Below are 25,438 nucleotides of genomic sequence, written 5' to 3' on the forward strand. Positions count from 1 at the left end.
CCGCCGCCTCCGCCCCGGCGCGCGCCGCGCGGCGGGCCCGCGGCCGCAGCCCCAGAGCCGCCATGGCCGCCGCGCCCAACGCCGCCGCGAACCAGCCCTGCGCCGCGGGGGACAGCGCCGCATACCATAACGAGGCGTCAGCCCAGGCGCCGCCCGCCATTTCCTGAAGATCTTGCAACATGTTGCGGACTCCGCCCTCACGCGCCCCAGATGATGGACTTCCCAAAGCCCGCGCGCAACCGCCCGCGCCCGCCCGCCGATCTGCCCGCCTTGCCTGCCCCTTGCCGCGACGATGCGACGGACTGTGCTCGGGCGCGGAACCGGGCTATACCGCCGGCCGTTTGCGCAACCCGGATCGGGAGGGCCGTCATGGCCAACGTTGTGGTGGTCGGAGCCCAGTGGGGCGACGAAGGCAAGGGCAAGCTCGTCGATTGGCTGTCGGAACGCGCCGACGTCATCGTGCGCTTCCAGGGCGGTCACAACGCGGGCCATACCCTGGTCATCGACGGGGTGACCTACAAGCTCGCGCTGCTGCCCTCGGGCATCGTGCGCAAGGGCAAGCTGAGCGTGATCGGCAACGGCGTGGTGCTCGACCCCTGGGCGCTGCTGGCCGAGATCGACAAGCTGCGCGGCCAGGGGGTGGAGGTCACCACCGACAACCTGATGGTCGCCGAGAACGCGCCGCTGATCCTGCCGATCCACGGCGAGCTGGATCGCGCCCGCGAAGAGCAGAATGCGACCGCCAAGATCGGCACCACCGGGCGCGGCATCGGGCCGTGCTATGAGGACAAGGTCGGGCGCCGGGCGATCCGGGTGGCGGACCTCGCCGATCCCGCGACGCTGGAATCGCGGCTCGACCGGCTGCTGACCCACCACGACGCGCTGCGCCGCGGGCTGGGCCTGCCCGAGATCGACCGCGCCGCGCTGACCGCGCAGCTGATGGAAGTGGCCCCCAAGGTCCTCCCCTACGCCGCCCCGGTCTGGAAGGTGCTGGCGGAGCGTCGCAAGGCCGGCGACCGCATCCTGTTCGAGGGGGCGCAGGGCGCGCTGCTGGACATCGACTTCGGCACCTATCCCTATGTGACGTCGTCGAACACGCTGGCCGGCATGGCGTCCACCGGCTCCGGCCTCGGTCCGTCGGCGGTGGATTTCGTGCTGGGCATCGTGAAGGCCTACACGACGCGGGTGGGCGAAGGCCCGTTCCCGACCGAGCTGCATGATGCGGTCGGCGAGCGGCTGGGCGAGCGGGGCCATGAGTTCGGCACCAATACCGGGCGGAAGCGGCGCTGCGGCTGGTTCGATGCGGTGCTGGTGCGCCAGACCTGCATGACCTCGGGCGTCACCGGCATCGCGCTGACCAAGCTCGACGTGCTGGACGGGTTCGAGGAGCTCAAGATCTGCACCGGCTACGAGCTGGACGGGGAGATGCTGGACCACCTGCCCATCGCCTCCGACCGTCAGCGCCGCTGCAAGCCGGTCTACGAGTCGATGCCGGGCTGGTCGCAGTCCACCGTCGGCGCGCGGTCCTGGGCGGAGCTGCCGGCCGAAGCGGTGAAATACGTCCGCCGGGTCGAGGAGCTGATCGGCTGCCCGGTGGCCCTGCTGTCGACCAGCCCGGAGCGGGACGACACCATCCTGGTGTCCGATCCGTTCGCAGGTCGATGAGCCTGTCCCACAAGGCCCGCCGACGCTGGGCGGTGGTGCTGCTGCTGGTGTGGCTGCCGCTGTTCGTGGTGGCCGCGCTTTATGTGACGAGCCTGTTCGACCGGCCCTCGGTCTGGGTGGAGCTGGCGATCTACGTGGTGCTGGGCGTGATATGGGCCCTGCCGTTCCGCGCCGTGTTCCGCGGCGTGGGCCGGGCGGCGCCCGAGGACGAGACGGACCGGGGCTGACGCCCCCTCCGGGCCGGTGCGGGGGCGACGCGACCTTCCGCCGGCCGCCTCGCCCGATCTCCCTGCGCCGCCGCGGCGCGGGGGATCGGCGCGGAAACGGACCTTGCCATGCCGCGCGGCAGAGACCCGGGAGCGGACCCGCACAGGTTGAGAGCGAATCGCGCGCCACGAAAGTAACTCGCCACGCGTTCGGACCAAGTGTGAACAAGGCGCTTAAAGCGTGCTGATTGCCTCAACATTGGATGCGCATCTCGTCGCACCCACGCCGCCTATGTCCGGATCCGCCCGTCGCAGCCCGACACAAACCCGCCTCAATTGAACCGCAATCCTGCGCAGCCCCCGCTTTCCGAGTGCGAGGTTCCGAGCTTTCGCGGGTGTGTGTGGGATGTGCCGATCACGCATCTGCAAATTTGTGCATCTGCGAGATAAGCTTGGGGGTGATGCGACCGCCCGGAACCTCTCCTCGGGATTGGGGGGACCCCGAAGTCCATTCATCCTGCCACAATCAGGCTGTTTAGCAAGAGATAAAGTGACTTCTGCCGATTTTTCAGGAGACGCCCGTCGCTTTTTTGAGCGCCCGAAAGCCTTGGTCAACGCGCCGAAATGGAGCGACTTTCTATGACTTTCAGGGTTTGTTCATTTTTTTGCAGGCAATTTCACCCTAATCCGCTCTCCCCCCGCTCGGCGGATGCGGCCCTCTAAATTGTTGCGGCCTCGTTCAGATTTCATTAATACTTTATCCAATCCGGAGACAAAGCGGCGACCCGGGCCTCCTGCGAGATTTTGTTGGAAAGTTCCGTTCAGCTTGCAGATACTCAAGCTTCATGTGAGTTGCGTGAGCGCCGGAGCGTAAGACCGGAGGATGGAATGCGTGTTCTGCTAGTGGAAGATGAAGCGGTGTTGGCCGGCCAGGTTCAGCGCGCGCTCGAATCGGAGGGCCGCGTGGTGGACGTGGCGCGGGACGGCGAGGAAGGCAGCTTCCTCGGGTCCACCGAACCCTATGATGCCATCGTGCTCGACCTCGGCCTGCCCAAGAAGGACGGCAACGCCGTGCTTCGCGACTGGCGCGAGAGCGGGATCAAGGCCCCCGTGCTGGTGCTGACCGCACGGGATTCCTGGCGGGACAAGGTCGCTGGGCTGGACAGCGGCGCCGATGACTACCTCACCAAGCCGTTCCAGATGGACGAGCTGCTGGCGCGCCTGCGCGCGCTGATCCGGCGGTCTTCGGGCCAGCCCAACCCGGTGTTCAAGCAGGGCGGCCTGGAATTCGACACCCGCTCGGGCCGCGTCACCGTGGAGGGCGAGCAGGTTCAGCTCACCGCGCAGGAGACCAACGTGCTGGGCTACCTGATCCTCAACAAGGATCGCGTGGTCAGCCGCACCGAGCTGTCCGAGCATGTCTACGGCTACGACACGGAGCGCGACAGCAACACCATCGAGGTGTTCATCGGTCGTCTGCGCAAGAAGCTCGGCCAGAAGATCATCGTCACCATCCGCGGCCGCGGCTACCAGTTCGACGGAAGCTGAGGCTTGGGAGGACTGTCGCTCCGCGCCCGCGCGGTTTTAGGCGGCATTGTCTGGATCGTGTTCGCGCTCGGCGTGTCGGGATGGCTCCTGGTGGGGGCCTTCGACGGCATCGCCGAGCGCGCGTTTTCGCGGAACCTCTCCGCGCAGCTCGACCAGCTTGAAAGCCTCATTCTCACCGGCGCCCTCGAATCCGACGCGAGCCAGACGCGCCTCGCCAATCCCCGCTATCTCCAACCCGGCTCCGGCTATTACTGGCAGGTGCAGCGCCCCGACGGGGTGCTGGTCCGATCGCCCTCGCTGGGCGCCGAGACGCTGCCGATGCGCGAGCTGACGCTGGGCGAGACCAGCTTCACCGCGCGCGCCCCCGAGGGATTTCTGATCCTGACCCGGGTGCGGGCGGTGAAGGCGACCGAGGGCGAAGGCCTGTGGCGGATCTACGCCGCGGAGGCGGTGGTGCGCCTGTCGCTGGACAAGCTGGAGTTCCGCCGTTCGCTGTTCGCGGCGCTGATCGGGCTGGGCGGCGCGCTGTCGCTGGCCGCGACCGCGATGACCGGCATGGTGCTGCGCCCGCTGGTCGGCCTGCGCTCGGCGTTCTGGGTGTATCGTTCGGGCGAGGCGGAACGGATCGAAGGGCGCTATCCCCCCGATCTGGAGCCGCTGGTCGCCGACCTGAACGAATTGCTGGAGCGCAACGCCAAGATCATCGGGGCCGCGCGCCGGCAGGCGGCCGATCTCGCCCATGCGCTGAAGACCCCGGCGGCGATCATCCGCAACGAGCTCGACACCCTCGGCTCACCCCAGCCGGAGATGCGCGACGCGCTGGCCCGGATCGACGCGCTGATGATCCGCTACACCGCCCGCGCAAGGCTCGCCGGGGCCAACGCGCCGGGCGCTTCGGCCGAAGTCGGCCCGCTGCTCGGCGGGCTCGGCCGGGTGATGGAGCGGGTGCATTACGACAAGGTCATCGACCTCGACCTCGACGCGCCCGCCGGCCTGCGGGCGCGGATGGAGGGCGAGGATCTGGAGGAGCTGGCCGGCAACCTGATCGACAACGCCTTCAAATGGGCGCGGGCCGCGGTGCGGGTCTCGGCCCGGCGCCTGCCCGGGCGGATCGAGATCGTGGTGGAGGACGACGGCCCCGGCATCCCCCCCGAAAGCCGCGAGACCGCGATGCGCGAGGGCGGGCGGCTGGACGAGACGGTGCCGGGCACCGGGCTCGGCCTCGCCATCTGCGCCGATATCGTGGAGGCCTATGAGGGCGCGCTGACGCTGGAGACGTCGGAGCTGGGCGGGCTGCTGGCCCGGGTCCGGCTGCCTTTGGCGCGGCAGGATCCGCCCAAGGTCGACGCCTGAGGGCGGCGCCGCGCTCAGACCTGGGCGGCGGGGGCGGCGCGGATCCGGGCCGGCGCCGCGTCGGGCTGTCGGGCGGGACCGCGAGCCGGGGTCCGCATCGGGCCGCGCCGCCCGAAGCCGGCGAAAGCGCCGCGCCAGATCGGCCGCGGCTCGATCCAGGGCAGGTCGAGCACCGAGGTCAGGGCCAGCAGATCGGACGTGTCGAAATGGATTTCGGTGCCGTCCCCGCCGCGACGCAGCCGGCCGCCGAGCCGCAGGCCCAGCCGCTGCATCGGCGCGTTCTCGGGCAGGGTCAGCGCCATCAGCCGGCCGATGCCGCGCCGGGCGGCGACGCCGGCGGCGGCGCGCATCAGACCGGCGGCGACGCCGCTGCCGCGCCACGGCCCCTCGACGCTCAGCGCCACTTCGGCCATGTCGTCGCCCATCGGCGCGACCTCGATCATCGCGCGCACTTTCCAGCCGCCGCCCGGGGCCAGCGCCAGCAGGCTGAGCGGAGAGCCCCCCGCCGTCGCCACCGAGTGCCGGCGCAGGGAGGTCTCGCCGATCGCGCCGCAGAAGCGCAGGTTCCGGTCGGCCTGGCTGAGGCGCATGAAATGCGCCTCGATCGCCGCGGCGTCGTCGGCCCAGGCCCGGCGCGGGGCCATCAGCGGATGCGCGTCGGCCGGGGCCGCCCCGTGCAGGGCGGCGGATCCGGGCGCGTCCCCGGCGGAGCGGCGCAGGAGGGGGAGCGTCCGCTCCGCCTCTCCGCCATGGTGCATCGCAGCATGTTCCATGCGCTTCAGATAACGCATCCACGCCCGAGCGCGAGGGGAAACGTCATGCATCATACGCATATCGGATCGCCGCCGGGCGGATGGTTCGCGATTTCGGAGATCGGCTGACCGAGCGTTACGCTTTGTTAACGCTGATCTTCGGACAATCGCTCGGGCGCCGCCCTGTCTCGTTCCCGAGGTGGAAGCAATGCGCCGGACGCGGGGCTCGGGGTCCATGCTGCGACGCACAATCTCCGGGGCGCCACGGCCGCCTGCGCGCCACGTCGCGGTTGCGGCCCCGCCCCCTGGCGTGCTGATGTCGGCCCGCATGCCGCCCCTGCCCGGAGCCTCCCCATGACCGACCGCCAGCGCTTTCGTTCCGCCCACCATACCGGCGCCTTCTGGGCCCATGTGGAGGACGACCGCGTGGTCGGGGTGGAGCCGTTCGAGCAGGACGCCGCCCCCGACCCCGCCACCATCGCCGCCTGGCCGGAGGCCGCCCATGCCGCGCATCGCATCGCCCGCCCCTCGGTCCGCCGCGGCTGGCTGAAGCGGGCGGAGAAGAACGGGCGGATCACCTCGCAGGGGGCCCGCGGCGAGGACGCCTTCGTCGAACTGCCCTGGGACGAGGCGCTGGATCTCGCGGCCGGGGAGCTCGCCCGCGTGCGCCGCGACCACGGCGCGCCGGCGATCTTCGGCGGCTCCTACGGCTGGTCCGCCGCAGGCCGCCTGCACCATGCGCAGGGGCTGACCCGGCGCTTCATGTGGGCGCTCGGCGGCGCCACCGGGCAGGTGACCAATTACAGCTACGGGGCCGGCATGACCCTGCTGCCGCATATCCTCGGCTCGAACGAGGCGGTGATGGGCATGGGCTCCGACTGGCGCCAGATCGCCGAGCATTGCGATGTGCTTGTCGCCTTCGGCGGGCTGAATGCGAAGAACTGGCGGGTGCAGTCGGGCGGCTTCGGACAGCATTCCTTTGGACGGGTCGCCGGGCTGCTGGATGCGGCGAAGACGCGGGTGATCAACGTCTCCCCGCTCAGGTCGGACACCGAGGGGGTGGCGGCCGAATGGCTCCCCGTCCGCCCCGGCGCCGATGCCGCGCTGATCCTGGCGCTGGCCTGGTGCGTGCAGGACCGGGGGGCGGAGGACACGGCCTTCCTCGCCTCGCATACCGAAGGCTACGCGCCGTTCCGCGCCTATCTGCGCGGCGAGCCCGACGGCATCGCCAAGACCCCCGAATGGGCGGCGGAGCTGACCGGACTCGCGGCGGGCGAGATCGCGGCGCTTGCCGAGGCGATGATCGGAACCCGGGTGATGCTGACCGCCACCTGGTCGATCCAGCGCGCCGATCACGGGGAACAGCCCTATTGGGCGCTGATCGCGCTCGCCTCCATGCTGGGTCAGGTCGGGCTGCCGGGCGGCGGGGTGTTCTTCGGCTACGGCTCGATGGGCGGCATCGGCGGGCCCCGCTACCGCACCCCCCTGCCCGGCCTGCCGGTGCCGTTCCGCGACGGCGACCTGCGCATCCCGGTCGCGCGCGTCGCCGACCTGCTGCTCAGCCCCGGCGAGACGATGCACTACGACGGCAAGGCCCACGCATATCCCGACATCCGCCTCGTCTACTGGGCCGGCGGCAACCCGTTCCACCATCACCAGGACCTCAACCGCCTGCGCCGCGCGTTCCAGCGCCCCGAGACGATCATCGTGCACGAGCCCTGGTGGACCGCCACGGCGCGCCATGCCGACATCGTTTTCCCGGCGACCATTCCGCTCGAGCGCGACGACATCGGCGGCACCTCGCGCGACGGCTACATCCTGTCGATGGAACGCGCGGTGCCCGCCCATGGCGAGGCGCGGGACGATTTCGCGATTTTCTCCGCGCTCGCCGACCGTCTGGGGGCGGGCGAGACGTTTCATGAGGGGCTGGACGCGCAGGGCTGGCTGCGGCGGCTCTTCGACGAGATCGGCTCGGAGCTCTCCTGGCGCGGCATCAATCCGCCCGATTTCGACACGTTCCGGGCCGAGGGCTTCTTCAAGCTGCCCGAGCCGGAGGCGCGCTACGACCTGATGGCCGATTTTCGCGCCGACCCGGTGGGGGCGGCCCTGCGCACGCCGTCCGGCAAGATCGAGATATTTTCGAAGACCATCGCGGATTTCGGCTATGCGGACTGCCCCGGCCACCCGGTGTGGATCGCGCCGAAGGAATGGGCGGGGACGGCCGGAGCGACCAGGCTGCACCTGCTGTCGAACCAGCCCAAGGACAAGCTGCACAGCCAGCTCGACGGGTTGGGGCCGGTGCAGGACTCGAAGCGCGCCGGGCGGGGAGAGCTGCTGATGCATCCCGACGACGCCGCCGCCCGCGGGCTGGAGGACGGCGCCGTGGTGCGCGTCTTCAACGACCGGGGCGCGTGCCTCGCCGGGCTGCGCGTGTCCGACGGGATCCTGCGGGGCGTGGCGCGGATGCCGACGGGGGCGTGGTTCGACCCCGATATCGACGATCCTGCGGCGCCCGAGCGGCACGGCAATCCCAATGTGCTGACCCGCGACGAGGGCACGTCGAAGCTGGGCCAGGGCTGTTCCGCCCAATCCTGCCTGGTCGAGGTCGAGCCCTGGACCGCCCCCGCCCCCCGCATCCGCGCCTTCGATCCGCCCGAACTGGTCGCCGTCGAAGATTGAGGCCGCCGCCGGCCCCCGAGAAATCGGGGCGTCGGATGCCCGCTCCGCCGTCTGCGTCTCTGGGGGCGTGATGGGTCGAGCGCAGGGCATTTCCGGGGATCGCCGTCCGGGCCCGGCTCGCGGACGCCCGCCCCGGCAAGGCCCGTTTCGGCGATCGGCCGAGGCCCACCGACCCCCTCCTCCGGCACGCGCCCGCCGCCCGATCAGAAGCGGATGCCGCGCACCGGGTCGAAGGTGACGGTCAGCTCGGCCCAGCGGTCATGGTCGCGGGCGGGCAGGTCGAACCCCTCCGCGGCGCCCGCCTCCACCGCGCGGATGGCGAGCTCCACCGCCTCCGTCCAGTCGCGGCCGGTCGCGTCCCGCGGCGTCACCACCTCGGGCGTGGCGAGGAGCCGTGCGGACGGGTCGAGCCGGACCCGCAGCACCACGCCCAATCGCCGCCAGTCGGGCAGGTCGCGCAGGCGGGGCAGCGCCCAGTTGCGGGCCAGAACCTCCCGCATCCGGCTCGCCTCCCCGGTGGTGAGGGCGGGGGACGGCGCGCTGGGGATCCGGCGGATCTCGCCATCGCCCAGCACGATGACGGCGGCGCCCGCGCCGGCGCCGGCTTCGGCCCCGGTTTCGGCCCCCCGCTCCGCCCCCCGGTCCGAGCCGGCGAGGTCCTGCGGCAGCATCCCCAGCGCCGTCATCGCGGCGACGGCCAGGTCCAGCGTCCCGGTCGGGACGGCGCGGGGGGCGGCGTCGCCGGCGCCCCAGGCGAGCGACGCCGCGGCGAGGCTCGCCCCTTCGCACCACGCCTCCACATGCCGCCGCTCCCCGCCCAGCAGCATCCGCAGACGCACCACCGGGCCGCGCGCATCCTCCAGCGTCCAGGCGTCGGAGAACGGGGCCATCGCGCGGGCCAGCCCGGCGGCGACGGCCATCGCCTGCAGGCGGGAGAGGCAGTGGCCAGGTGCGGCGAAACTCGCGCCCGCCTCCGCCTCGTCGATCATGTCGGCGAGGCGGGCGGGGATTTCGGTGGCGAGCAGCGCCAGCGCGCCGGCCCCCAGCGCAGGGCCGTGCCCGCCGTCGCGCCCGCCCCCGAAAGGCGGCCATGGGACTTGCGGCGTCGGCAGGCCGGGCGTCTGCGCCCCGGAAGGCGCCGCGCACAAGAACAGCGCGGCGCAAAGGAAACGTCGGATCAAACCGCGATCCTCCACGATCATCATCACTGCACCTGGATGCAGATAATCGCAGTTAAGTTAACTCAACGTTATCAGCCCCTCGCCGGGCGCGGACCGCGAATCGTGGGCGGGCCTCAGCCCGATCAGGCGCCGAGGCGCGAGGAAGCGCGGATCACCAGCCGCGCCTCGGGGGCGCGGCCGGAGCCGACCGCAACGGCCCCGCCTTGCTCCTCCCCGATCAGCGCCGGGATCAGCAGCGCCACCGCCACGCGCGCCACTTCGGGCAGGCTCAGCGCCACCGCGGTCAGCGGCGGGTCGGAGGCGAGCGCCCGCGGCCCGTCATAGCGGGTGACCACCCGCAGATCGGCGGGGATCGAGCGGCCGAGCTCCCGCGCCGCCCGGCAAGCCCCGGCCGCGAAGACGTCGACCAGCGCCAGGATGCCGTCGATGTCGGGATGGGCGCGCAGCAGGTCTTGCGCGGCCGCGTGCCCGCCGGCTTCGCCCGCCTGCTCGGGCACCCGCACCGCGAGGGGCGCCATCCCGGCCCGCGCGGCGAACCGGGCGTAGGCGGCCTCGGTCTCGATATGGCTGGTGCGGCGCGCGGCGCCGGTGATCAGGGCGATGCGGGTCGCGCCCTCTTCCGCCAGGTGGTTGAGCAGCAGGTCGGCGGTCTCGGTGGAGCGCAGGTCGACCGCCGGGGCCTCCGGCCGGCCGGGCTGGCGGCCGATGCGGATCACCGGCAGGCCGCGGGCCTCCAGCCGCGCGGCGAAGGGGTCGTCCTCGGCCGGTTCGACCAGCAGGGCGCCGTCGATCATCAGGTCCTCGATCGGGGCGGGCGAGGCCTCCATCGGCGGGACCAGCACCAGGGCGAGGCCGGCGCGCAGGGTCTCCTCCGCCGCCGTGGCCGCGATCTCCATCATGAAACCGAGGCGGGAGGACCCTCCGGCCACCGCGAAGGGCATCGCCGAGAAGAGGCCGATGGCCGAGGCCCGACCCGATCGCAGCCGCCGCGCCACCGGATTGGGCCGATAGCCCAGCCGCTCCGCCGTCGCCTTGACCCGTTCGGCCAGGGTCGGATCCACGTAGCGCTTGCCCGACAGCGCGTTCGACACGGTGGACGGGGCGATCCCCATCTCCCGCGCGATGTCCAGAATCGTCACCCGACGCGGCTGATTCCCTGGCATGACCTTCCCTAACGTCCACACGCGCACAAGTTTAACGCAAACCCTGCGCAACTTTTGCTCAGAAACTATGAAAGCGACGCCCGGCGCCTGCCGGAAGCCAGAAATCGGTTCACGCGGCGGAGGAAAATCGTTTTTCTAATTTCGACGAAACGATTTCCCAGCACGAGGCAGACCATGACCATGACCCTTGACCGAAAGCAAGCCGCCCCCGCGCTGCCGGATCAGGTCACGGCGCGACGGCGCGGGGCGGGCCTCACCGCCCATGATCCGGTCCGCTCGGCCGGGGGGCTGACGCTCTACGCGCCGCAGACCGCGGCGGGGAAGGTGGCGCTGGTCGACGAGACGGGGCGGGAGGTTCATACGTGGCGGCTCCCCGTCCGCCCCGGCCGCCACGCGGTGCTGCTGCCCAACGGCAATCTGGGCTATAACGGCGCATGTCAGGATGGCCCGGTGCTCTACGGCATCTGGCCGCTGTGGCGGGGCGGGGACTTCATGGAGGTCGCGCCGGATGGCGAAATCCTGTGGCGCCATCGCGACCCGGCCCACCACCATGACGCGCAGTGGCTGGCGAATGGCGATCTGCTTTACACCGCCGCCCATCCCCTGCCCGAGGACATTGTTCGCCGCCTCGGCGCCCCCGCCGGCGCCACGGTCTACGGCGACGTGGTCAAGCAGGTGAACCGCGCCGGCGAGACGGTGTGGGAATGGAGGTCGTGGGAGCATATCTCGCCCGAGGATTTCCCGACGCAGGCCGTCTTCCATCAGGATCACTGGCCGATGATCAACGGGCTGTGGGACGCGCGGGGGGGCAAAGTGCTGATGAGCCTGCGCACCACGTCGGGGGTGATCGCGGTGGACAAGGCCTCGGGCGAGGTGACCTGGACCTTGGGGCAGGACGTGCTCGCCCAGCAGCACACGCCGGTGGAACTGGATGACGGCAACGTGCTGGTCTTCGACAACGGGACGATGCGCCCCGGCGTCAGCTCGCATTATTCCCGCGTGATCGAGGTCGACCCGGCGACCAACGCCATCGTCTGGGAATACCGCGATTCCAACGGCCCGTCATTCTTCTCGCCGTTCATGGGCGGGGCCCAGCGGCTGTGGAACGGCAACACCTTCATCACGGACAGCGCCTCGGGGCGGCTCTTCGAAGTCACGCCGGCGAAAGAAGTGGTCTGGGAATACGTTATTCCCGATTTCGCGCCTTACCCCGAGCCCGGGCTCGTCGGCAAGATCGACGGCAGCCATAACAGCGTGTTCCGCGCCTACCGCTATCGTCGGGAGGACGCGCCATGGCTGCGATAGACCTCGGCGCCCGCGCGCCTGACGCGAGAGGACCCGCGATGACCGCCTCCGCCCCCCCGCCCGGATCGCAGGCCGCATCCGCGTCCCGAGCCGCGCGAAAACCGATGCGTGAAACCGCGCCGATGCTGCCCGCCCTCGGCCGGACGCTCGCCGGCCCGCTGCGCCCGGTGGTGTCGCTGGGCTTCGTGCTGGCGATCTGGTCGGCGGTCTCGCTCGCCGGGCTGGTCAACGAGGCGCTGTTCCCCGCGCCCTGGACCGTGGTTTCGGCCTTCGTGGAGATGGCCGAGCAGGGGGTGCTGTGGGAGGATCTTCGGGTCTCGCTCGGCCGCGCCGCCATCGGGTTCTTCATCGGCGCGTCGCTGGGCGTCGTGGCCGGGCTGGTGACCGGACGGACGCAGCTCTTCCGCATGCTGCTCGGCCCGTTCCTGAGCCTGATGCGCCCGATCCCGGCCATCGCGCTGGTCCCGGTCGCCATCGTCTGGTTCGGGATCGGCGAAGGCTCCAAGCATTTCGTCATCGCCTACACGGTGTTCCTGACGGTCTGGTTCAACACCCATCACGGCATGGAATACGTGCCGGAGATCTACATCCGCGCCTCCCGGTCTCTGGGCGCATCCCGCCTGCGCGAATTCCTGATGGTGGTGATCCCCGCCGCCGCCCCGCATATCGCGGCCGGCATCCGATTGGGCGTTGCGCTGGCGCTGCTGAGCCTCGTCGCCGCCGAGCTGACAGGGGCGTCCTCGGGCATCGGCTATCGGCTCCAGGAGGCCCGCCAATATGTGCGGACCGACCGGATGTTCGCGCTTCTCTTCGTCCTCGGCGTCGCCGGCGCTCTGGTGGACCAGATCGTCCACCGCATCTGCAGGCGGCTCGTCCATTGGGAGCAGGCATGATGAACACGCAGGCTGAGACCCGCGGCAAGGTCGAATTCCGCGAAGTCGAAATCGCCTTCGACGGCCCCAAAGGCCCGATCCCCGCCGTCACCCGGACCTCGCTGACGCTGGCGCCGGGGACCTTCACCGCGATCATCGGCCCGTCGGGCTGCGGCAAGTCCACACTGATGAACGCCGCCGCCGGCTTCATCCGGCCGGTGCATGGCGAGATCCTGGTCGACGGCGCCCCGGTGCGCGGCCCCGACCCGGAAGTGGGGGTGATCTTCCAGCAATACGCCCTGTTCCCGTGGCTCTCGGCGCTCGGCAATGTCGACTTCGCCCTGCGCCGCTTCGGGATCTCGAAGGCGGAACGCCGCGCCAAGGCCATGGCCGCCTTGGCCGAGGTCGGGTTGCAGGGGCAGGAGAAGAAGTATCCCGGCCAGCTCTCGGGCGGCATGAAGCAGCGGGTGGCCATCGCGCGCACCTTCGCGGGCCAGCCCAAGGCGCTCTTGATGGACGAGCCTTTCGGCGCGCTCGACGCCCAGACGCGGGGCGCGATGCATGAGCTGCTGACCGGCGTCTGGCGCGCGCACCAGGCCACCGTCCTCTTCATCACCCATGACGTGGACGAGGCGTTGGTGCTGGCCGATCGCATCCACGTCATGTCCGCAGGCCCCGGGCGGATCGTGGAGACCTTCGATCTCTCCGCCCCCCGCCCCCGCTCCGCCGCCCGTTTCGACGGCGACCAGCTCGCCATGCGGGCCCGAATTCTCGAGCTGCTGCGGCCCGCCGCCGTGGCCGCCTGACCCCCTTTGAACCTGATCCAGGGAATGCCATCATGAAACCGACCCTTCGCGCCGCCTTCCTCGCGCTCGTCGCCGCCGCCTCGCCCGTCGTCGCCTCCGCCGCCGAAAAGCTGGTCTTCGCCTGGTCGCCCAACCCGCAGACGCCGCAGGTCGATGTGGCGCTCGCCAAGGGCTATTTCGCCGATGCCGGGCTGGAGGTGGAGATCGTGTCCTTCCCCTCGGGCCGCGAGGGGTTCGAGGCGCTGATCGGCGGGCAGGTCGACGTCGCCTTCATGGCCGAGTTCCCGGCCGCCGTCGGCATCCTGCGCGGACAATCCTTCGCGGTGATCGGGGACCTTGCGCGCTTCACCGGCTCGCGCATCATCGGCAACGGCAAGGCGACGCAGCTGGCCTCGCCCGCCGATCTCGCCGGACTGAAGATCGGCACGACGCTGGGCACCAATGTCGACTTCTACCTTTCGAAAGTGCTGAAAGAGGCCGGAGTCGAGGCCACCGTGATCAATGCCGGGCCCGCCGACCTAGCCCCCGCCGTGGCGCGGGGCGACGTGGACGCGATGGTGACGTTCCCGACCTTCTATTCGGCCGCGAAATCCGCGCTCGGCGACGATTACCGCGAGCTGCGGGCCCCGGGCTATCAGGTGCACTACATCCTCGCGGCGTCCGGCGCCGCCGTGGCCGGGAAGCAGGCGGCGCTGGCCGGTTTCATGAGCGCGCTGGCCAAGGCCGACGCCGACGTGAAGGCCGACCCGTCCGCCGCGCAGGACGCGGTGCTCGCCAACATGAAGGGGGCGATGCCGAAACCGGCGCTGGCGGCGATGTGGGCGGATGTGGAGATCGGGCTGGAGCTGACCTCCGACCTCGCCGAGCTGATCGCCGAGGAGGCCGCCTGGATCGTGGCGAAGGGCGTGGTCAAGGCCGAAGCGCCTGACGTCGCCACCGTGCGCGCCGCCTTCGACCCGGCCCCGCTGACCGCCGCCGCGCCCGAGGCGGTCCGGCTGGACTGACCGGAGGCCCGCCGATCACCAGCCCCGGCGCCCCCGCGCCGGGGCTGGTGCAATGACGCATCGCCCTTTCGTCACATGTCGGGTGTGGCTGCCGTTGCGTCGAAATCAATGGATTCGAAACCCACCTTTCGATTACGACACCTCGATACGGCGAAAAAAATGGTTGGGTCGATGCGCAGGTCAGAGGTGTTTTCGGAAGCGGGTCGCCCGCTCGGCCCCGTGATCGGCCCCGTGATCGGGCCGCTGATCGGCCCGCTGATCGGGATATCGGTCGCGGCGCTCGGCGCCGGCGCGGCCCGCGCGCAGGAGGCGGCGGCGGCCTCGCCCGCGCTGCCCGACCCGCTGACCCCCGAGACCATCCGCGCGCTCGTCGCCAGCCTCTCCGACGCCGAGGTCCGCGGTCTGCTGCTCGAGCGGCTCGACGCGGTGGCCGAGACTCAGGCCGCCGCCGCGGCGACGACCGGGCCGGGCATGGGCGAGATCCTCGCCGGCGTCGGCGCGCATGTCGCGACGGTCGCCGCCAATATCGGCGCGGTGGTCGGCGACATCGGCCGGATGATCGCGGGGCTGGCCGGCGGTTCCTTCGGCGGGGCGCTGTTGTTCCTGCTGGTGCTGGGGCTTTCCGCCGGCCTCGGGCTTGGCGCGCGCTACGGCGCGACCCGCGGGCTCGACCGAGCCCCCGCGCGCCCCGGCCGCGCCGGCGGGATGGAGGCGATGTTCGGCCCCCGCGTCGGCGCCGCGCTCGGCCGGTTCGCGCGCGGGCTGCTCGGCATCCTCGCCTTCGCAGCGGCGGCGGGCGCGGCCAACGCCCTGCTCGGCGGCCTCCTGCTCGGCGATCCGCGGCGGGTGGAGGCGAGCTGGATGCTGCTCATCGCCTTCGGCGTGAACGTGGCGCTGGTCGCCCTCCTCCTCCAACTCACCCTGTCGCCGGAGCGGCCGGACCTGCGCTGCCTGTCGGCGGACGACGCCACGGCCCGGCGGGTCGGCGCCTCGTTCCTCGGGCTCGCGATCCTGATGGCCGCGCTCTCCCAGCTCGCCGCGCTGCAGACGCTCTTCGGGCTCGACATCCGCGCCAACGGCTACGCGACGCTCGCCAACCTCGCCTTCTGCCTCGTCGCCATCGGCTTCGTGTGGCGGGAGCGGCGGTCGCTCGCCGCGATGATGGCCGCCCCCGGCGAGGCGACGACGCCCGGGTCCTGGCCGCATCTGTGGCCGCGGCTCGCGATCGGGCTGATCGGCCTGCAATGGCTGATCGCGGAGATCCTGGTCGTGATCGACCGCGGCGACCTGATCCGGGGCCAGGGCAAGCTGTCGGTGATCCTGGTGCTGCTGCTGCCCGGCATCGACTCGCTGATCCGCGCCATCGCCGACCGCCTTTCGCCGGAGGCCTCGGGCGAGGGCGAAGGCGCCCTGCGCGCCGCCGAGGCCACGGGGCGCGCCTATCTGCGCATCGGGAGGGTGTTCGTCTACCTCGCGCTGGTGCTGCTGATCACCAAGCTATGGGGGCTCAGCCTCTTCGGCCTGGCCGCCACCGGAGTCGGGGCGGGCGTGGCCGCGGGGCTTGTCAAATTTCTGTCGATCTGCGGGGTCGGCTACCTGATCTACGAACTGGTCAACGTTCAGATCAACCTGCGCCTCGCGCGCGAGATGACCGGCTCCGTCCCCACCGACGAGGAGCGGGCCGAGGCCGGCGGCGAAGGCGGCGCGCCCGCCGGCATGGGCGCCTCGCGGCTCGCCACCGTGCTGCCGCTGATCCGCTGGGTGGCGCTCGGCTCGATCATCGGCTTCACCCTGCTGCTGGCGCTGAGCCAGGCCGGCGTCGACATAGCGCCGCTGCTGGCCGGGGCCGGGGTCTTCGGCCTCGCCATCGGGTTCGGCGCGCAGACGCTGGTCAAGGACGTGGTCTCGGGCCTGTTCTTCCTGGTCGACGATGCGTTCCGCCAGGGCGAATACATCGACGTCGGCGGCACGCTGGGCACGGTGGAGAAAATCTCGATCCGCTCGGTCCAGCTGCGCCACCATCGCGGCGCGGTGCACACGATCCCCTATGGCGAGATCGCCAAGGTCACCAACTACAGCCGCGACTGGGTGATCGTGAAGCTGAAGTTCACCGTGCCGTTCGGGACCGACCCGAACAAGGTGAAGAAGATCTTCAAGCAGATCGGCAAGGACATGGAGGCGATGCCCGAGTTCAAGAACGACTTCATGCAGCCGTTCAAGAGCCAGGGCGTGCTCGAATTCGACGATGTCGGCATCGTTCTGCGCGGCAAGTTCATGGCCCGGCCCGGAACCCAGTTCATGATCCGCAAGGAGATCCTCAACCGCATCCACGTAGCCTTCGCCGCGGCGGGGATCGAATTCGCCCGGCGCGAGGTGCGCGTCCGGGTCGACGAGAGCGACGAGGAAGGGGCCGCGGACGGACCCCGCGACCGCCGGATCGCGGCGGCCGCGGCGGCCGAAGCGGCCGCGGCCCAGACGCCGCAGCCGGGCTGATCCCGTCGCCGAGGGGGGCGAGGGGCAGGCGCGGGCGGCGTGACGAGACGGATGACGAGACGGACGAGGATGCGGGCTCCGTGGGGGAGGCCGCGCACGCGAACCAGGAGAGCGACCTTGGCGGAAATGCTGCACCCGGAGGCGATGGCGCACGCGCCCTATTTCATCGCCGGTCCGCATGAGACGGACCAGATGCTGGTGGTGATGGGGCTGATGCTGATCGCGGTGGTGGTGACCATCGGCGTGCTCTACTTCAAGCTGCACGCCCTGCCCGAGCGGATGGCGCATGGGGCCAACAGCTCGCAGCTGCAGCTGGTCGGCGTGATGACGCTGCTGGCGCTGTTCACTCACAACAACCTGTTCTGGGTGCTGGCGCTGCTGCTGGCGGCCTTCAAGATCCCCGATTTCAACGGACCGATGCGCGACATCGCCGACGCCATCCGCGGCAAGCCCCGCGCGATCCCCGAAGACGACCCGTTCGCGGAAAGTCACCCGACGCACGACCCTGCGCCCGCGCCCGCCTACGCGCATCCCGACGCGCCCGCCGCTTCCTCCACCGCCACGGCGCCCGGCGCCGGCCAGGCCATGACCGACCAGGAGCGCGGAAATGCTTGAATTCATGATCTGCGCCACGCTGACCATCCTGCCGGATTACCTGTTCCGGCGTTACGGCCAGGGCAAGCGCTGGGGCCACGAGCTGACCCTGTTCTCGATCTGGACCGAGCTGCGCTGGGGCCTGACGCTCTGCGCGATCCTGACGCTCAGCCTGATCACCATGATCTTCTACCATCACCCGACCACCACCAGCGCGATCTCGGTGTTCCGCACCGTGACCATCCTGCCCGAGGCCGGCGGCCGGGTCGCCGAGGTCAATGTGGCGAACGGCCAGCGTGTGGCGGCGGGCGACGTGCTGTTCCGGCTCGACGACGCCACCGCTCAGGCCCAGGTGGAGACCGCCAGCCGCAAGGTGGCCGAGCTCGACGCCTCGCTGGAAGTGGCGCAGTCCGAGCTCGCCGCCGCCATCGGCCAGGTCGACCAGGCCAGGAGCGCGCTGCAGCAGGCGACCGATGAGCTCGACCGCTCCACCGAGCTCGCCAAGCGCAATTCCAACGTGGTCAGCGGGCGGGAGCTCGACCGGCTGCAGAACGTGGTCGACGCGCGCAAGGGCGGGGTCAGCTCGGCCATCGCCAACCAGGGCGCGGTGGAGTCGAAGATCAACACCCTGCTGCCAGCCCAGAAGGCCAGCGCCGAGGCGGCGCTGAACCAGGCCCAGGTGGCGCTCGACAAGACCGTGATCCGCGCCGGCGTCGGCGGGCGGGTGGAGCAGTTCGCGCTGCGCGTCGGCGACTATGTCAGCGCGGTGCTGCGCCCGGCCGGCGTGCTGATCCCCGAGGATCTGGTCGGCGGGCGGGTGGTGGCCAATTTCGACCAGGTCTCGGCCCAGGTGCTGAAAATCGGGATGGTCGGCGAGGTCGCCTGCATGTCGACCCCGTTCGACATCATCCCGATGGTGGTCACCGACATCCAGTCGGTCATCGCCGAGGGTCAGTTCCGCCCCACCGACCAGCTGGCCGGCGCCATGCTGCGCGGCGCCCCTGGCGGCATCACCGTCTACATGGAGCCGATCTTCGCCGAGGACGCGAAGCTGATCATCCCCGGGTCGCAATGCGTCGCCAACGGCTACACCAGCTTCCACGAGGAGCTGTCGAGCGGCGAGGATCTGCCGTTCGGCCGGTTCCTGTTCTACCATGCGGTCGACGCGACGGCGATCGTGCACGCGGCGATCCTGCGGATCGCGGCGTTCCGGATGCCGATCGACACGCTGGTGCTGTCGGGCGGGCACTGACGCCCCCTGCGTGACACAGCACGGGCGGGCGTCCTCGCGGCGCCCGCTCCCTCTCGCTCCGGGACCCGCCGCCATGACCCAGGCCCCCGCAGATATGGGCGAGCGCCTCGACCGCGGCCATCGCGCCGGCCTGCTCGACGGCCTGCATGCGGTGCTGGCGCTGCGCCACGGAGAGATCCTCGCCGAACGCTGTTGTCCGGGCGAAGACGAAGACTGGGGCCGCCCGCTCGGCCGCGTCGACTTCGGCCCCGACACGCTGCATGCTATTCCGCGCAATGGCATCTGACCGAACAGCCCGGCCCCGACGGCCCGGCGGAGGTGATGGCCGGCATGGGCAATGGCGGCCATCACCTGTGGATCGCGCCCGCGCTGGGGCTGGTGGCGGCGGCGTTCTGCGGGGCCTGCCACCGCCCTGACATGTGGCTGACCCCGACCCTGCTGCTGCAGCGGAGCATCCTGGCCGGGCTCGCCCGCGCTTAGCGCGGTTTCAGGCCCGCCTTCTTCATCGTCCACAGCGCCAGGTCGATGCGGTCCTGGCCGAAGAACGGCTCGCCCTCGAAGGCCAGCGTCGGCACGCCCCAGTGGCCGCAATCCTCGAGCCCCTGCTGGTTGGCCCCGATCGCCGCGTCGAACCCCTCGGGGTCGGCCTCGACCTCCGCCGCCAGCGCAGCGAAATCGAGGCCGGCGCGGGCGACGATGGGGCCGAGGGTCTCGTCCAGGTGCCAGCCCTTCACCCGCTCCCCCCACATCGCCGCGGTGACGTGCAGGATGAAGTCCATCCCCGCCTGCGGTCCCCGCCGCGCCGCCGCGACGCCGAGCCGGGTGATGCGCCGGATATAGGGCTGGTCGGCCGCGATTCTGCGCGTCGCCATGTCCTGCACGATGGGATCGGGGCGAGGGAAGCCGAAGGGCAGCTCCAGGAATTCCGCCACCCGCTTCACGTCGCGCTGCAGATAGGGCACCCAGCCCGCGGGCTCCCGGCTGAAGAAGTCGGGGTCGCGGATGGCGATGGGATAGACCGGCCGCAGGTGGATCGCGAGATCCCATTCCCGCGTCAGCGCGTGCAGCCGCGGCGTCGCGAGGTAGGAATAGGGCGAGCGGAACGAGAAGAAGAGATCGGCGTGCAGGGTCATGACTGGGCTCCCCCCGAGGGTTGGCTTGCGGGCGCGCCCGCTTCAGGCGACGGGCGTCGGCGTTGGATCGCAAGATATTGGAGGGAACCTAGCCCCGCCGTCTGCGGGTCGCCAGAGCCAGCAGGGCCAGCGCCAGGCCCAGAAGCGGCAGCGCCGCGGGCAGCGGGGCCTGGCGGCGGTTGTCCTTTGCGGGGGCGGCATCCTTCGCCTCGGGCCCCGAATCGGATGGCGCAGCGGAACCCGCCCCCGGCGCGGCCGGCACGCTCAGCCCGAAGCCCGGCTCGGTCAGCCCGAAACGGTCGGCGAGCTCGTCGCGCCAGTCATGCATGTCGAAGAACACGGCCGGTCGCCGCTCCGGCTCCAGCGAGAACGACAGCGGCGCGCTGCGCAGGTCGAGCGGATCGTTCGGCCTGGCCGACACCAGCGCCGTGCGGCCCAGGTCCGGGGCGCCATGGTCCGCGCCCCGCTCCGCGCGCCCCGTCCCGCCCTCGGTCAGCGGCAGCGCCGCGGCCCCGCCCGGCGCCAGCGCCCAGAGGCTCGCCCAGGCGACGAACGACATGGCGCGCATGAGACCGCGGCTCGGCGTCGTCGATGCTCCGCACGCTGCGCGCATGCCCGCTCCCCCCAGAGACTCGGCCGGATGAACAGCCGTTTCCGCAGGCCATCGTATACGCCCTAAATCCGTCAAGCGATGTGAAAAAGCGAACAGGTTCCGCGCGACGGCCTTCGCCCCCGAACGCGGTCGCCCGCTTCATCCGCATTTGGAGAATCCGCAGTCGAGGCAGGTCATGCAGCCTTCCATCATCTGCATGCCGAATTCCCCGCAGGCAGGGCAGGCCGTCCCAGAGGCGTGCCCGGATGCGTGGGCGCCGGGCGACGCCACGTCGGGCCCGGCCGTCTCGGCATCCTCGGTCGCCCGCTCGCCCCCCGCCTCGCGCCTCCGCGCCGCCGGATCGGCGGAAAGACCGCGCCCCGCCTCCAGGAACCCGGTCTCGAGCATGTGCTGCTCGATCACCCCCCCGATGGCGGCGAGGATCGAGGGCACGTAGCGCCCCTGCATCCACGCCCCGCCGCGGGGATCGAACACCGCCTTCAGCTCCTCGACCACGAAGGACACGTCGCCGCCGCGCCGGAACACCGCCGAGATCATCCGGGTCAGCGCCACGGTCCAGGCGAAATGCTCCATGTTCTTGGAGTTGATGAAGATTTCGAACGGCCGCCGCCGCCCGCCCTCCATCACGTCGTTGAGGGTGATGTAGATGGCATGGGCGGATTCGGGCCATTTGATCTTGTAGGTGCGCCCGTCGAGGGTTTCGGGGCGGTCGAGCGGCTCGTGCCAGGCGTCGCCGCCCGCAACAACGACGGGCGCGGCGGGCCTGGTCGCCACGCTCAGCACCGACCCGGTCACCGCGTTGGGCCGGTAGGTCGTGCAGCCTTTGCAGCCGGAATTCCAGGCCATCATGTAGACGTCCTTGAACGCCTCGAACCCGATGTCCTCGGGCACGTTGATGGTCTTGGAAATGGAGCTGTCCACCCATTTCTGCGCCGCCGCCTGCATCCGCACATGGTCGGCGGGGGTCAGGGTCTGGGCGTCGACGAAGGTCTCCGGCGGCTCGGCCTCGCCATGCTTTTCGCGCCAGAGGGTCATGGCGTAGTCGGCCACCTCCTCCTCGGTCTTCGAGCCGTCGCGCTGGGTGACCTTGCGGGTGTAGGCGAAGGCGAAGACCGGCTCGACGCCCGAGGAGACGTTGCCGGCGAAAAGGCTGATGGTCCCGGTCGGCGCGATCGAGGTCAGCAGCGCGTTGCGGATGCCATGGGTCCGCACCGCCGCCACCACGTCCTCGCCCAGCGCCTGCACGGAGGGGGACGCGCAATATTTCTCCGCATCGAAGAGCGGGAAGGCGCCCTTTTCGCGCGCCAGATCCACGGAGGCGAAATAGGCGGCGCGGGCCACGGCGCGCATCCAGCCTTCCGTCCGCTCCACCGCCTCGGGAGCCCCGTAGCGCAGACCGCAGAGGATCAGCGCGTCGGCGAGGCCGGTGACGCCGAGCCCGATGCGCCGCTTGGCGCGCGCCTCCTCCGCCTGTTGCGGCAGCGGGAAGCGCGAGGCGTCCACGACGTCGTCCATCATGCGGACGGCGGTGGCGACCAGCCCGGTCAGCTCCTCCGGGTCGATATCGGCCCCGGGCTCGAACGCGCCGCGGACCAGGCGCGCGAGGTTGATCGAGCCGAGCAGGCAGGCCCCGTAGGGCGGCAGCGGCTGCTCTCCGCACGGATTGGTGGCCGAGATCGTCTCGCAATAGGAGAGGTTGTTGCGGGCGTTGATGCGGTCGATGAAGATCACGCCCGGTTCGGCGTAGTCATAGGTGGCGCGCATGATCCGGTCCCACAGCTCGCGGGCGCGAAGCGTCCGAAACACCCGGCCCTCGAAGACCAGGTCCCACGGCCCGTCCGCCTCCACCGCCGCCATGAACGGGTCGGTCGCCAGCACCGAGAGGTTGAAGTTGCGCAGGCGGGCCGGGTCGCGCTTGGCGTCGACGAAAGCCTCGATATCGGGATGGTCGCAGCGCAGGGTGGCCATCATCGCGCCGCGCCGCGCGCCGGCGGACATGATGGTGCGGCACATGGAATCCCACACGTCCATGAAGCTCAGCGGGCCGGAGGCGTCGGCCCCCACGCCGGCCACAGGCGCCCCCTTGGGCCGGATCGGTGAGAAATCATAGCCGATGCCGCCGCCCTGCTGCATGGTCAGCGCGGCCTCTTTCAGCATGTCGAAGATGCCGGCGAGGCTGTCGGGAACGGTTCCCATCACGAAGCAGTTGAACAGCGTCACCGTCCGCCCCGTGCCGGCGCCCGCCATGATCCGCCCGGCGGGCAGGAAGCGGAAATCGCGCAAGGCGGCCTCGAAGCGGGGCTTCCAGACGGCCGGCTCCGCCTCGACCGAGGCCAGAGCGGACGCGACGCGGGTCCAGGTCGCCTCCAGCGAGGCGTCGAGGGGCGCCCCCTCCGGCGTTTTCAGCCGGTATTTCATGTCCCAGATCTGTTCGGCGATGGGCGCGGCGAAAGCGGACATGTCGGGTCCTCCGAGTCGGGCGGCCACAAGATGTGGGGATGGCGCAGGATAGGCGAAACCCCGCCCCTCCCACAACCGAACCGACGCTTGCCAGCCGCCCGCGGCGCGGTCAAAACCGCGTCATGGCCAAGCTGCATTTCCTCTACTCGACGATGAACGCCGGCAAATCGACCAACCTGCTGCAGGCGTCGCATAATTATCGGGAGCGGGGGATGACCACCCTGCTGCTGACCGCGCGGCTGGACGACCGGGCGGGGCCGGGGCGCATCGCCTCGCGCATCGGGATCTCCGAGCCGGCGGAGACCTACGGGACCGAGGACGACCTGCGCGCGCTGGTCGAGGGCCGGCTGGCCGACGGCCCCGTGCATTGCGTGCTGGTGGACGAGGCCCAGTTCCTCACCCAGGCGCAGGCGTGGCAACTGGCGGAAGTGGCCGACGATCTCGGCGTGCCGGTGATGTGCTTCGGCCTGCGGGTGGATTTCCGCGGGGCGCTCTTCCCCGGCTCCGCCGCCCTGCTGGCGCTGGCCGACAGCCTGCGCGAGGTGCGCACCATCTGCCATTGCGGGCGCAAGGCCACCATGGTCGCCCGCATCGGCGCCGACGGACGCGCCGCGACCGAGGGCGCCCAGGTCGAGATCGGGGGCAACGACCGCTACGTCTCGCTCTGCCGGCGCCATTGGCGCGAGGCGGTGGGACGACGGGCGCCGGACTGATCGGCGCCCGCCCGGATCAGGCGGCGGTCCGGCGGCGCAGCGCCGTCAGCGCCCCGATGCCGCCGATCAGCAGGAAGCCTGCGGCCGGCAAAGGCACGGGCGACGCTGCATCGGTGATCCGGAACGCGTAGTTGGTATAGATCGTACCCTCCGCAATGTCCGAGACATAGGCCGACGCGGGATTGCCGCTATCCGTAGGGTAGCCGCCGCCGTCATAGTAAAGACCACCCGGCTCGATCTTGCTGAAATAGTCCTCGGCGCGCTTTTCGGCGCCCCATCCCAGAATGCTGTACCAGGCCAGATTGTCGATATCGGCGATATCGGCGCTGACGGTCGAAATCATGTAGTCGCCCGCCACCCCTCCGAACAGCAGCGCCGCGGCCTCCTGCCCGGTATAGGCAAGGGGTCTGTCTGTCCAGGAAGGCCCATCGTCGACCTGCCAGCTGCCGGCATACTCGACGGTCAGCGCCTGGGCGGCGCCCCCCGAAAGCGTCAGGGCGACGACGAGCGCGGCGCCTCTGAAAATTCCATTCGATTCGAACACGATCACGCCTTTCAACACAACACTACGCAATCTTCATTGATAGGGGCCGCTCCCGCATCGTCAAGAGCACCCGCCCCGCTCGCCCGCCGTCACCGCATCTTGAAACGCCCGGCCATGGCGCCTAGTCTGTAGGCCAACCGCAGCCGCGCCGCGTCAGGCGCGGCTGCTTCGCGTTTCAGGACGTCCGCGGCGCCCGCCGCATGTCCCCCAGTCTTCACAAGACCCACCCGAAGGAGGGCGTGGCATGGAAAAAGTCCCCATGACGGCCCGCGGCTTCGCCGCGCTGGATGCCGAGCTGAAATCGCTCAAATCCGTTGAACGTCACGCGGTGATCCGGGCGATCTCGGAAGCGCGCGAGCATGGAGACCTGTCGGAGAACGCCGAATATCACTCGGCGCGCGAACGGCAGTCGTTCATCGAAGGCCGGATCCAGGAGATCGAAGGCCTGATCAGCCGCGCCGAGGTCATCGACCCGTCGAAGCTTTCGGGCGCGGTCAAGTTCGGCGCCACGGTGACCCTCGTCGACGAGGACACCGAAGAGGAGAAGACCTACCAGATCGTGGGCGAGACCGAGGCGGACATCGCCAAGGGCCTGCTCAATCTGCGGTCTCCGCTGGCACGCGCGTTGATCGGCAAGGAAGAAGGCGAGGCGGTCGAGGTGATGACGCCGGGCGGCGGCAAAGCCTACGAGATCGTCAAGATCGCTTATCTCTGACCCCCTGACCCTGCGGAGGGCGTGACCATGGCCGAGCCGCCGGAGCGCGGCCCCCGTCCGGAGCGGACCGCGGCGCAGACCGCGGCCGACCGGGCGCGCGACGAGGTGCTCGCCGCCTCGCCGCATCGCGACCGCGCGCCGGTCTGGCCCGCGGCGCTGGCCGGGGCCGTGGTGTGGCTGGCGGCCGAAGGCGGGCTGGTCTGGGCCGCGCGGCTCCTGCCCGAGGGCATTCGCCCCGCGAGCCTCGCCGAAGCCGCGACGCTGGCCTTCTGCGTGACGGCGCCGGTGGCGCTGGCGGCGGCCTGGGGCGGGCTCGCGGCGCGGGCGTCCGCCGCAGACCTGCGGCTCGACGCCATCGGCCGGGCGGCGAGCCGGGCCGCGCTGGGC

At 70.8% G+C, this 25,438-nt stretch carries 25 protein-coding genes; 17 read left to right on the forward strand and 8 right to left on the reverse strand.

Annotated elements, in window-relative coordinates; genetic code table 11:
- A partial coding sequence (locus tag ACTB72_RS10290) for a hypothetical protein (RefSeq protein ID WP_463036907.1) occupies positions 1–181 on the reverse strand: 181 nt, incomplete at its 3' end.
- A 188-nt stretch (positions 182–369) separates the two neighbouring features.
- Here ACTB72_RS10290 and ACTB72_RS10295 point away from each other — a divergent pair.
- The 4 genes from ACTB72_RS10295 to ACTB72_RS10310 all read left to right on the forward strand — a co-directional run bounded on the left by ACTB72_RS10295 (position 370) and on the right by ACTB72_RS10310 (position 4,772).
- The gene (locus tag ACTB72_RS10295; RefSeq protein WP_463036908.1) at positions 370–1,665 is read left to right on the forward strand and encodes an adenylosuccinate synthase; all 1,296 of its coding nucleotides are present in this window, start codon (positions 370–372) and stop codon (positions 1,663–1,665) included.
- Complete coding sequence (locus ACTB72_RS10300; RefSeq protein ID WP_463036909.1) at positions 1,662–1,892, forward strand: DUF2842 domain-containing protein; 231 nt, start codon at positions 1,662–1,664, stop codon at positions 1,890–1,892. Before ACTB72_RS10295 ends, ACTB72_RS10300 begins: the two co-directional genes overlap by 4 nt.
- Positions 1,893–2,759: 867 nt before the next feature.
- Complete coding sequence (locus tag ACTB72_RS10305) at positions 2,760–3,419, forward strand: response regulator transcription factor (RefSeq protein WP_463036910.1); 660 nt, start codon at positions 2,760–2,762, stop codon at positions 3,417–3,419.
- Between the two features lie 3 nt (positions 3,420–3,422).
- Complete coding sequence (locus ACTB72_RS10310) at positions 3,423–4,772, forward strand: sensor histidine kinase (RefSeq protein WP_463036911.1); 1,350 nt, start codon at positions 3,423–3,425, stop codon at positions 4,770–4,772.
- Between the two features lie 14 nt (positions 4,773–4,786).
- Here ACTB72_RS10310 and ACTB72_RS10315 read toward each other — a convergent pair whose 3' ends face one another.
- Positions 4,787–5,530, reverse strand: a complete 744-nt coding sequence (locus ACTB72_RS10315; protein WP_463036912.1) for a GNAT family N-acetyltransferase — start codon at positions 5,528–5,530, stop codon at positions 4,787–4,789.
- A 348-nt stretch (positions 5,531–5,878) separates the two neighbouring features.
- Here ACTB72_RS10315 and ACTB72_RS10320 point away from each other — a divergent pair, with 348 nt between their 5' ends.
- Positions 5,879–8,203 carry a molybdopterin-dependent oxidoreductase gene (locus ACTB72_RS10320; RefSeq protein ID WP_463036913.1) on the forward strand — a complete coding sequence of 775 codons (2,325 nt, stop codon included), beginning with the start codon at positions 5,879–5,881 and terminating at the stop codon, positions 8,201–8,203.
- Between the two features lie 203 nt (positions 8,204–8,406).
- On the opposite strand, the gene ACTB72_RS10325 is transcribed toward ACTB72_RS10320, so the two are convergent.
- Positions 8,407–9,384, reverse strand: a complete 978-nt coding sequence (locus tag ACTB72_RS10325) for a hypothetical protein (RefSeq protein WP_463036914.1) — start codon at positions 9,382–9,384, stop codon at positions 8,407–8,409.
- Positions 9,385–9,506: 122 nt separating this feature from the next.
- Positions 9,507–10,523 carry a substrate-binding domain-containing protein gene (locus ACTB72_RS10330; protein WP_463036915.1) on the reverse strand — a complete coding sequence of 339 codons (1,017 nt, stop codon included), beginning with the start codon at positions 10,521–10,523 and terminating at the stop codon, positions 9,507–9,509.
- Between the two features lie 198 nt (positions 10,524–10,721).
- On the opposite strand from ACTB72_RS10330, the gene ACTB72_RS10335 reads away from it, so the two are divergent.
- The 9 genes from ACTB72_RS10335 (at position 10,722) to ACTB72_RS10375 (ending at position 19,353) form a co-directional block, all read left to right on the forward strand.
- Complete coding sequence (locus ACTB72_RS10335) at positions 10,722–11,852, forward strand: aryl-sulfate sulfotransferase (protein ID WP_463036916.1); 1,131 nt, start codon at positions 10,722–10,724, stop codon at positions 11,850–11,852.
- 104 nt (positions 11,853–11,956) lie between these two features.
- Positions 11,957–12,745, forward strand: coding sequence for an ABC transporter permease (locus ACTB72_RS10340; RefSeq protein ID WP_463036917.1), 789 nt, complete (start codon positions 11,957–11,959; stop codon positions 12,743–12,745).
- The gene (locus tag ACTB72_RS10345; RefSeq protein ID WP_463036918.1) at positions 12,745–13,530 is read left to right on the forward strand and encodes an ABC transporter ATP-binding protein; all 786 of its coding nucleotides are present in this window, start codon (positions 12,745–12,747) and stop codon (positions 13,528–13,530) included. The genes ACTB72_RS10340 and ACTB72_RS10345 overlap by 1 nt, the downstream gene beginning before the upstream one ends.
- A 32-nt stretch (positions 13,531–13,562) precedes the next feature.
- Positions 13,563–14,534, forward strand: coding sequence for an ABC transporter substrate-binding protein (locus ACTB72_RS10350; RefSeq protein ID WP_463036919.1), 972 nt, complete (start codon positions 13,563–13,565; stop codon positions 14,532–14,534).
- Between the two features lie 171 nt (positions 14,535–14,705).
- The gene (locus tag ACTB72_RS10355; RefSeq protein WP_463036920.1) at positions 14,706–17,027 is read left to right on the forward strand and encodes a mechanosensitive ion channel family protein; all 2,322 of its coding nucleotides are present in this window, start codon (positions 14,706–14,708) and stop codon (positions 17,025–17,027) included.
- A gap of 126 nt (positions 17,028–17,153) precedes the next feature.
- The gene (locus ACTB72_RS10360) at positions 17,154–17,642 is read left to right on the forward strand and encodes a hypothetical protein (RefSeq protein ID WP_463036930.1); all 489 of its coding nucleotides are present in this window, start codon (positions 17,154–17,156) and stop codon (positions 17,640–17,642) included.
- Positions 17,635–18,873: an HlyD family secretion protein gene (locus ACTB72_RS10365; protein ID WP_463036921.1), complete on the forward strand. Its 1,239-nt coding sequence runs from the start codon at positions 17,635–17,637 to the stop codon at positions 18,871–18,873. The genes ACTB72_RS10360 and ACTB72_RS10365 overlap by 8 nt, the downstream gene beginning before the upstream one ends.
- A 73-nt stretch (positions 18,874–18,946) precedes the next feature.
- Positions 18,947–19,159, forward strand: a complete 213-nt coding sequence (locus ACTB72_RS10370) for a hypothetical protein (protein ID WP_463036922.1) — start codon at positions 18,947–18,949, stop codon at positions 19,157–19,159.
- Positions 19,160–19,194: 35 nt separating this feature from the next.
- Positions 19,195–19,353, forward strand: coding sequence for a hypothetical protein (locus tag ACTB72_RS10375; protein ID WP_463036923.1), 159 nt, complete (start codon positions 19,195–19,197; stop codon positions 19,351–19,353).
- Here the strand turns inward: ACTB72_RS10375 and ACTB72_RS10380 are convergent.
- The 3 genes from ACTB72_RS10380 to ACTB72_RS10390 all read right to left on the reverse strand — a co-directional run bounded on the left by ACTB72_RS10380 (position 19,350) and on the right by ACTB72_RS10390 (position 23,079).
- Positions 19,350–20,006, reverse strand: a complete 657-nt coding sequence (locus tag ACTB72_RS10380; protein WP_463036924.1) for a DsbA family protein — start codon at positions 20,004–20,006, stop codon at positions 19,350–19,352. The two genes, ACTB72_RS10375 and ACTB72_RS10380, sit on opposite strands and share 4 nt — an antisense overlap.
- Before the next feature lie 88 nt (positions 20,007–20,094).
- A complete protein-coding gene (locus ACTB72_RS10385; RefSeq protein WP_463036925.1) occupies positions 20,095–20,574 on the reverse strand; it encodes a hypothetical protein in 480 nt (159 codons plus the stop codon).
- A gap of 183 nt (positions 20,575–20,757) precedes the next feature.
- A complete protein-coding gene (locus ACTB72_RS10390) occupies positions 20,758–23,079 on the reverse strand; it encodes an adenosylcobalamin-dependent ribonucleoside-diphosphate reductase (protein WP_463036926.1) in 2,322 nt (773 codons plus the stop codon).
- Between the two features lie 122 nt (positions 23,080–23,201).
- Between ACTB72_RS10390 and ACTB72_RS10395 the strand changes: the two genes are divergently transcribed.
- On the forward strand, positions 23,202–23,792 hold the full coding sequence (locus tag ACTB72_RS10395; RefSeq protein WP_463036927.1) for a thymidine kinase: 591 nt from the start codon (positions 23,202–23,204) through the stop codon (positions 23,790–23,792).
- 16 nt (positions 23,793–23,808) lie between these two features.
- Here the strand turns inward: ACTB72_RS10395 and ACTB72_RS10400 are convergent, their stop codons facing one another.
- A complete protein-coding gene (locus ACTB72_RS10400; RefSeq protein WP_463036931.1) occupies positions 23,809–24,342 on the reverse strand; it encodes a VPLPA-CTERM sorting domain-containing protein in 534 nt (177 codons plus the stop codon).
- A gap of 238 nt (positions 24,343–24,580) precedes the next feature.
- On the opposite strand from ACTB72_RS10400, the gene greA reads away from it, so the two are divergent.
- Both greA and ACTB72_RS10410 read left to right on the forward strand, forming a co-directional pair.
- Positions 24,581–25,051, forward strand: coding sequence for a transcription elongation factor GreA (gene greA, locus ACTB72_RS10405; RefSeq protein WP_463036928.1), 471 nt, complete (start codon positions 24,581–24,583; stop codon positions 25,049–25,051).
- 27 nt (positions 25,052–25,078) lie between these two features.
- On the forward strand, positions 25,079–25,438 hold a 360-nt coding region (locus ACTB72_RS10410), incomplete at its 3' end, for a hypothetical protein (protein WP_463036929.1).

The organism is Albimonas sp., assembly GCF_055129145.1.

Coding starts and splice junctions, on each gene's coding strand:
- ACTB72_RS10295 (WP_463036908.1), top strand. CDS start 370: ATGGCCAACGTTGTGGTGGTCGGAGCCCAGTGGGGCGACGAAGGCAAG.
- ACTB72_RS10300 (WP_463036909.1), top strand. CDS start 1,662: ATGAGCCTGTCCCACAAGGCCCGCCGACGCTGGGCGGTGGTGCTGCTG.
- ACTB72_RS10305 (WP_463036910.1), top strand. CDS start 2,760: ATGCGTGTTCTGCTAGTGGAAGATGAAGCGGTGTTGGCCGGCCAGGTT.
- ACTB72_RS10315 (WP_463036912.1), bottom strand. CDS start 5,530: ATGCACCATGGCGGAGAGGCGGAGCGGACGCTCCCCCTCCTGCGCCGC.
- ACTB72_RS10320 (WP_463036913.1), top strand. CDS start 5,879: ATGACCGACCGCCAGCGCTTTCGTTCCGCCCACCATACCGGCGCCTTC.
- ACTB72_RS10335 (WP_463036916.1), top strand. CDS start 10,722: ATGACCATGACCCTTGACCGAAAGCAAGCCGCCCCCGCGCTGCCGGAT.
- ACTB72_RS10340 (WP_463036917.1), top strand. CDS start 11,957: ATGCGTGAAACCGCGCCGATGCTGCCCGCCCTCGGCCGGACGCTCGCC.
- ACTB72_RS10345 (WP_463036918.1), top strand. CDS start 12,745: ATGAACACGCAGGCTGAGACCCGCGGCAAGGTCGAATTCCGCGAAGTC.
- ACTB72_RS10350 (WP_463036919.1), top strand. CDS start 13,563: ATGAAACCGACCCTTCGCGCCGCCTTCCTCGCGCTCGTCGCCGCCGCC.
- ACTB72_RS10355 (WP_463036920.1), top strand. CDS start 14,706: ATGCGCAGGTCAGAGGTGTTTTCGGAAGCGGGTCGCCCGCTCGGCCCC.
- ACTB72_RS10360 (WP_463036930.1), top strand. CDS start 17,154: ATGCTGCACCCGGAGGCGATGGCGCACGCGCCCTATTTCATCGCCGGT.
- ACTB72_RS10365 (WP_463036921.1), top strand. CDS start 17,635: ATGCTTGAATTCATGATCTGCGCCACGCTGACCATCCTGCCGGATTAC.
- ACTB72_RS10370 (WP_463036922.1), top strand. CDS start 18,947: ATGACCCAGGCCCCCGCAGATATGGGCGAGCGCCTCGACCGCGGCCAT.
- ACTB72_RS10375 (WP_463036923.1), top strand. CDS start 19,195: ATGGCCGGCATGGGCAATGGCGGCCATCACCTGTGGATCGCGCCCGCG.
- ACTB72_RS10380 (WP_463036924.1), bottom strand. CDS start 20,006: ATGACCCTGCACGCCGATCTCTTCTTCTCGTTCCGCTCGCCCTATTCC.
- ACTB72_RS10385 (WP_463036925.1), bottom strand. CDS start 20,574: ATGCGCGCCATGTCGTTCGTCGCCTGGGCGAGCCTCTGGGCGCTGGCG.
- ACTB72_RS10390 (WP_463036926.1), bottom strand. CDS start 23,079: ATGTCCGCTTTCGCCGCGCCCATCGCCGAACAGATCTGGGACATGAAA.
- ACTB72_RS10395 (WP_463036927.1), top strand. CDS start 23,202: ATGGCCAAGCTGCATTTCCTCTACTCGACGATGAACGCCGGCAAATCG.
- greA (WP_463036928.1), top strand. CDS start 24,581: ATGGAAAAAGTCCCCATGACGGCCCGCGGCTTCGCCGCGCTGGATGCC.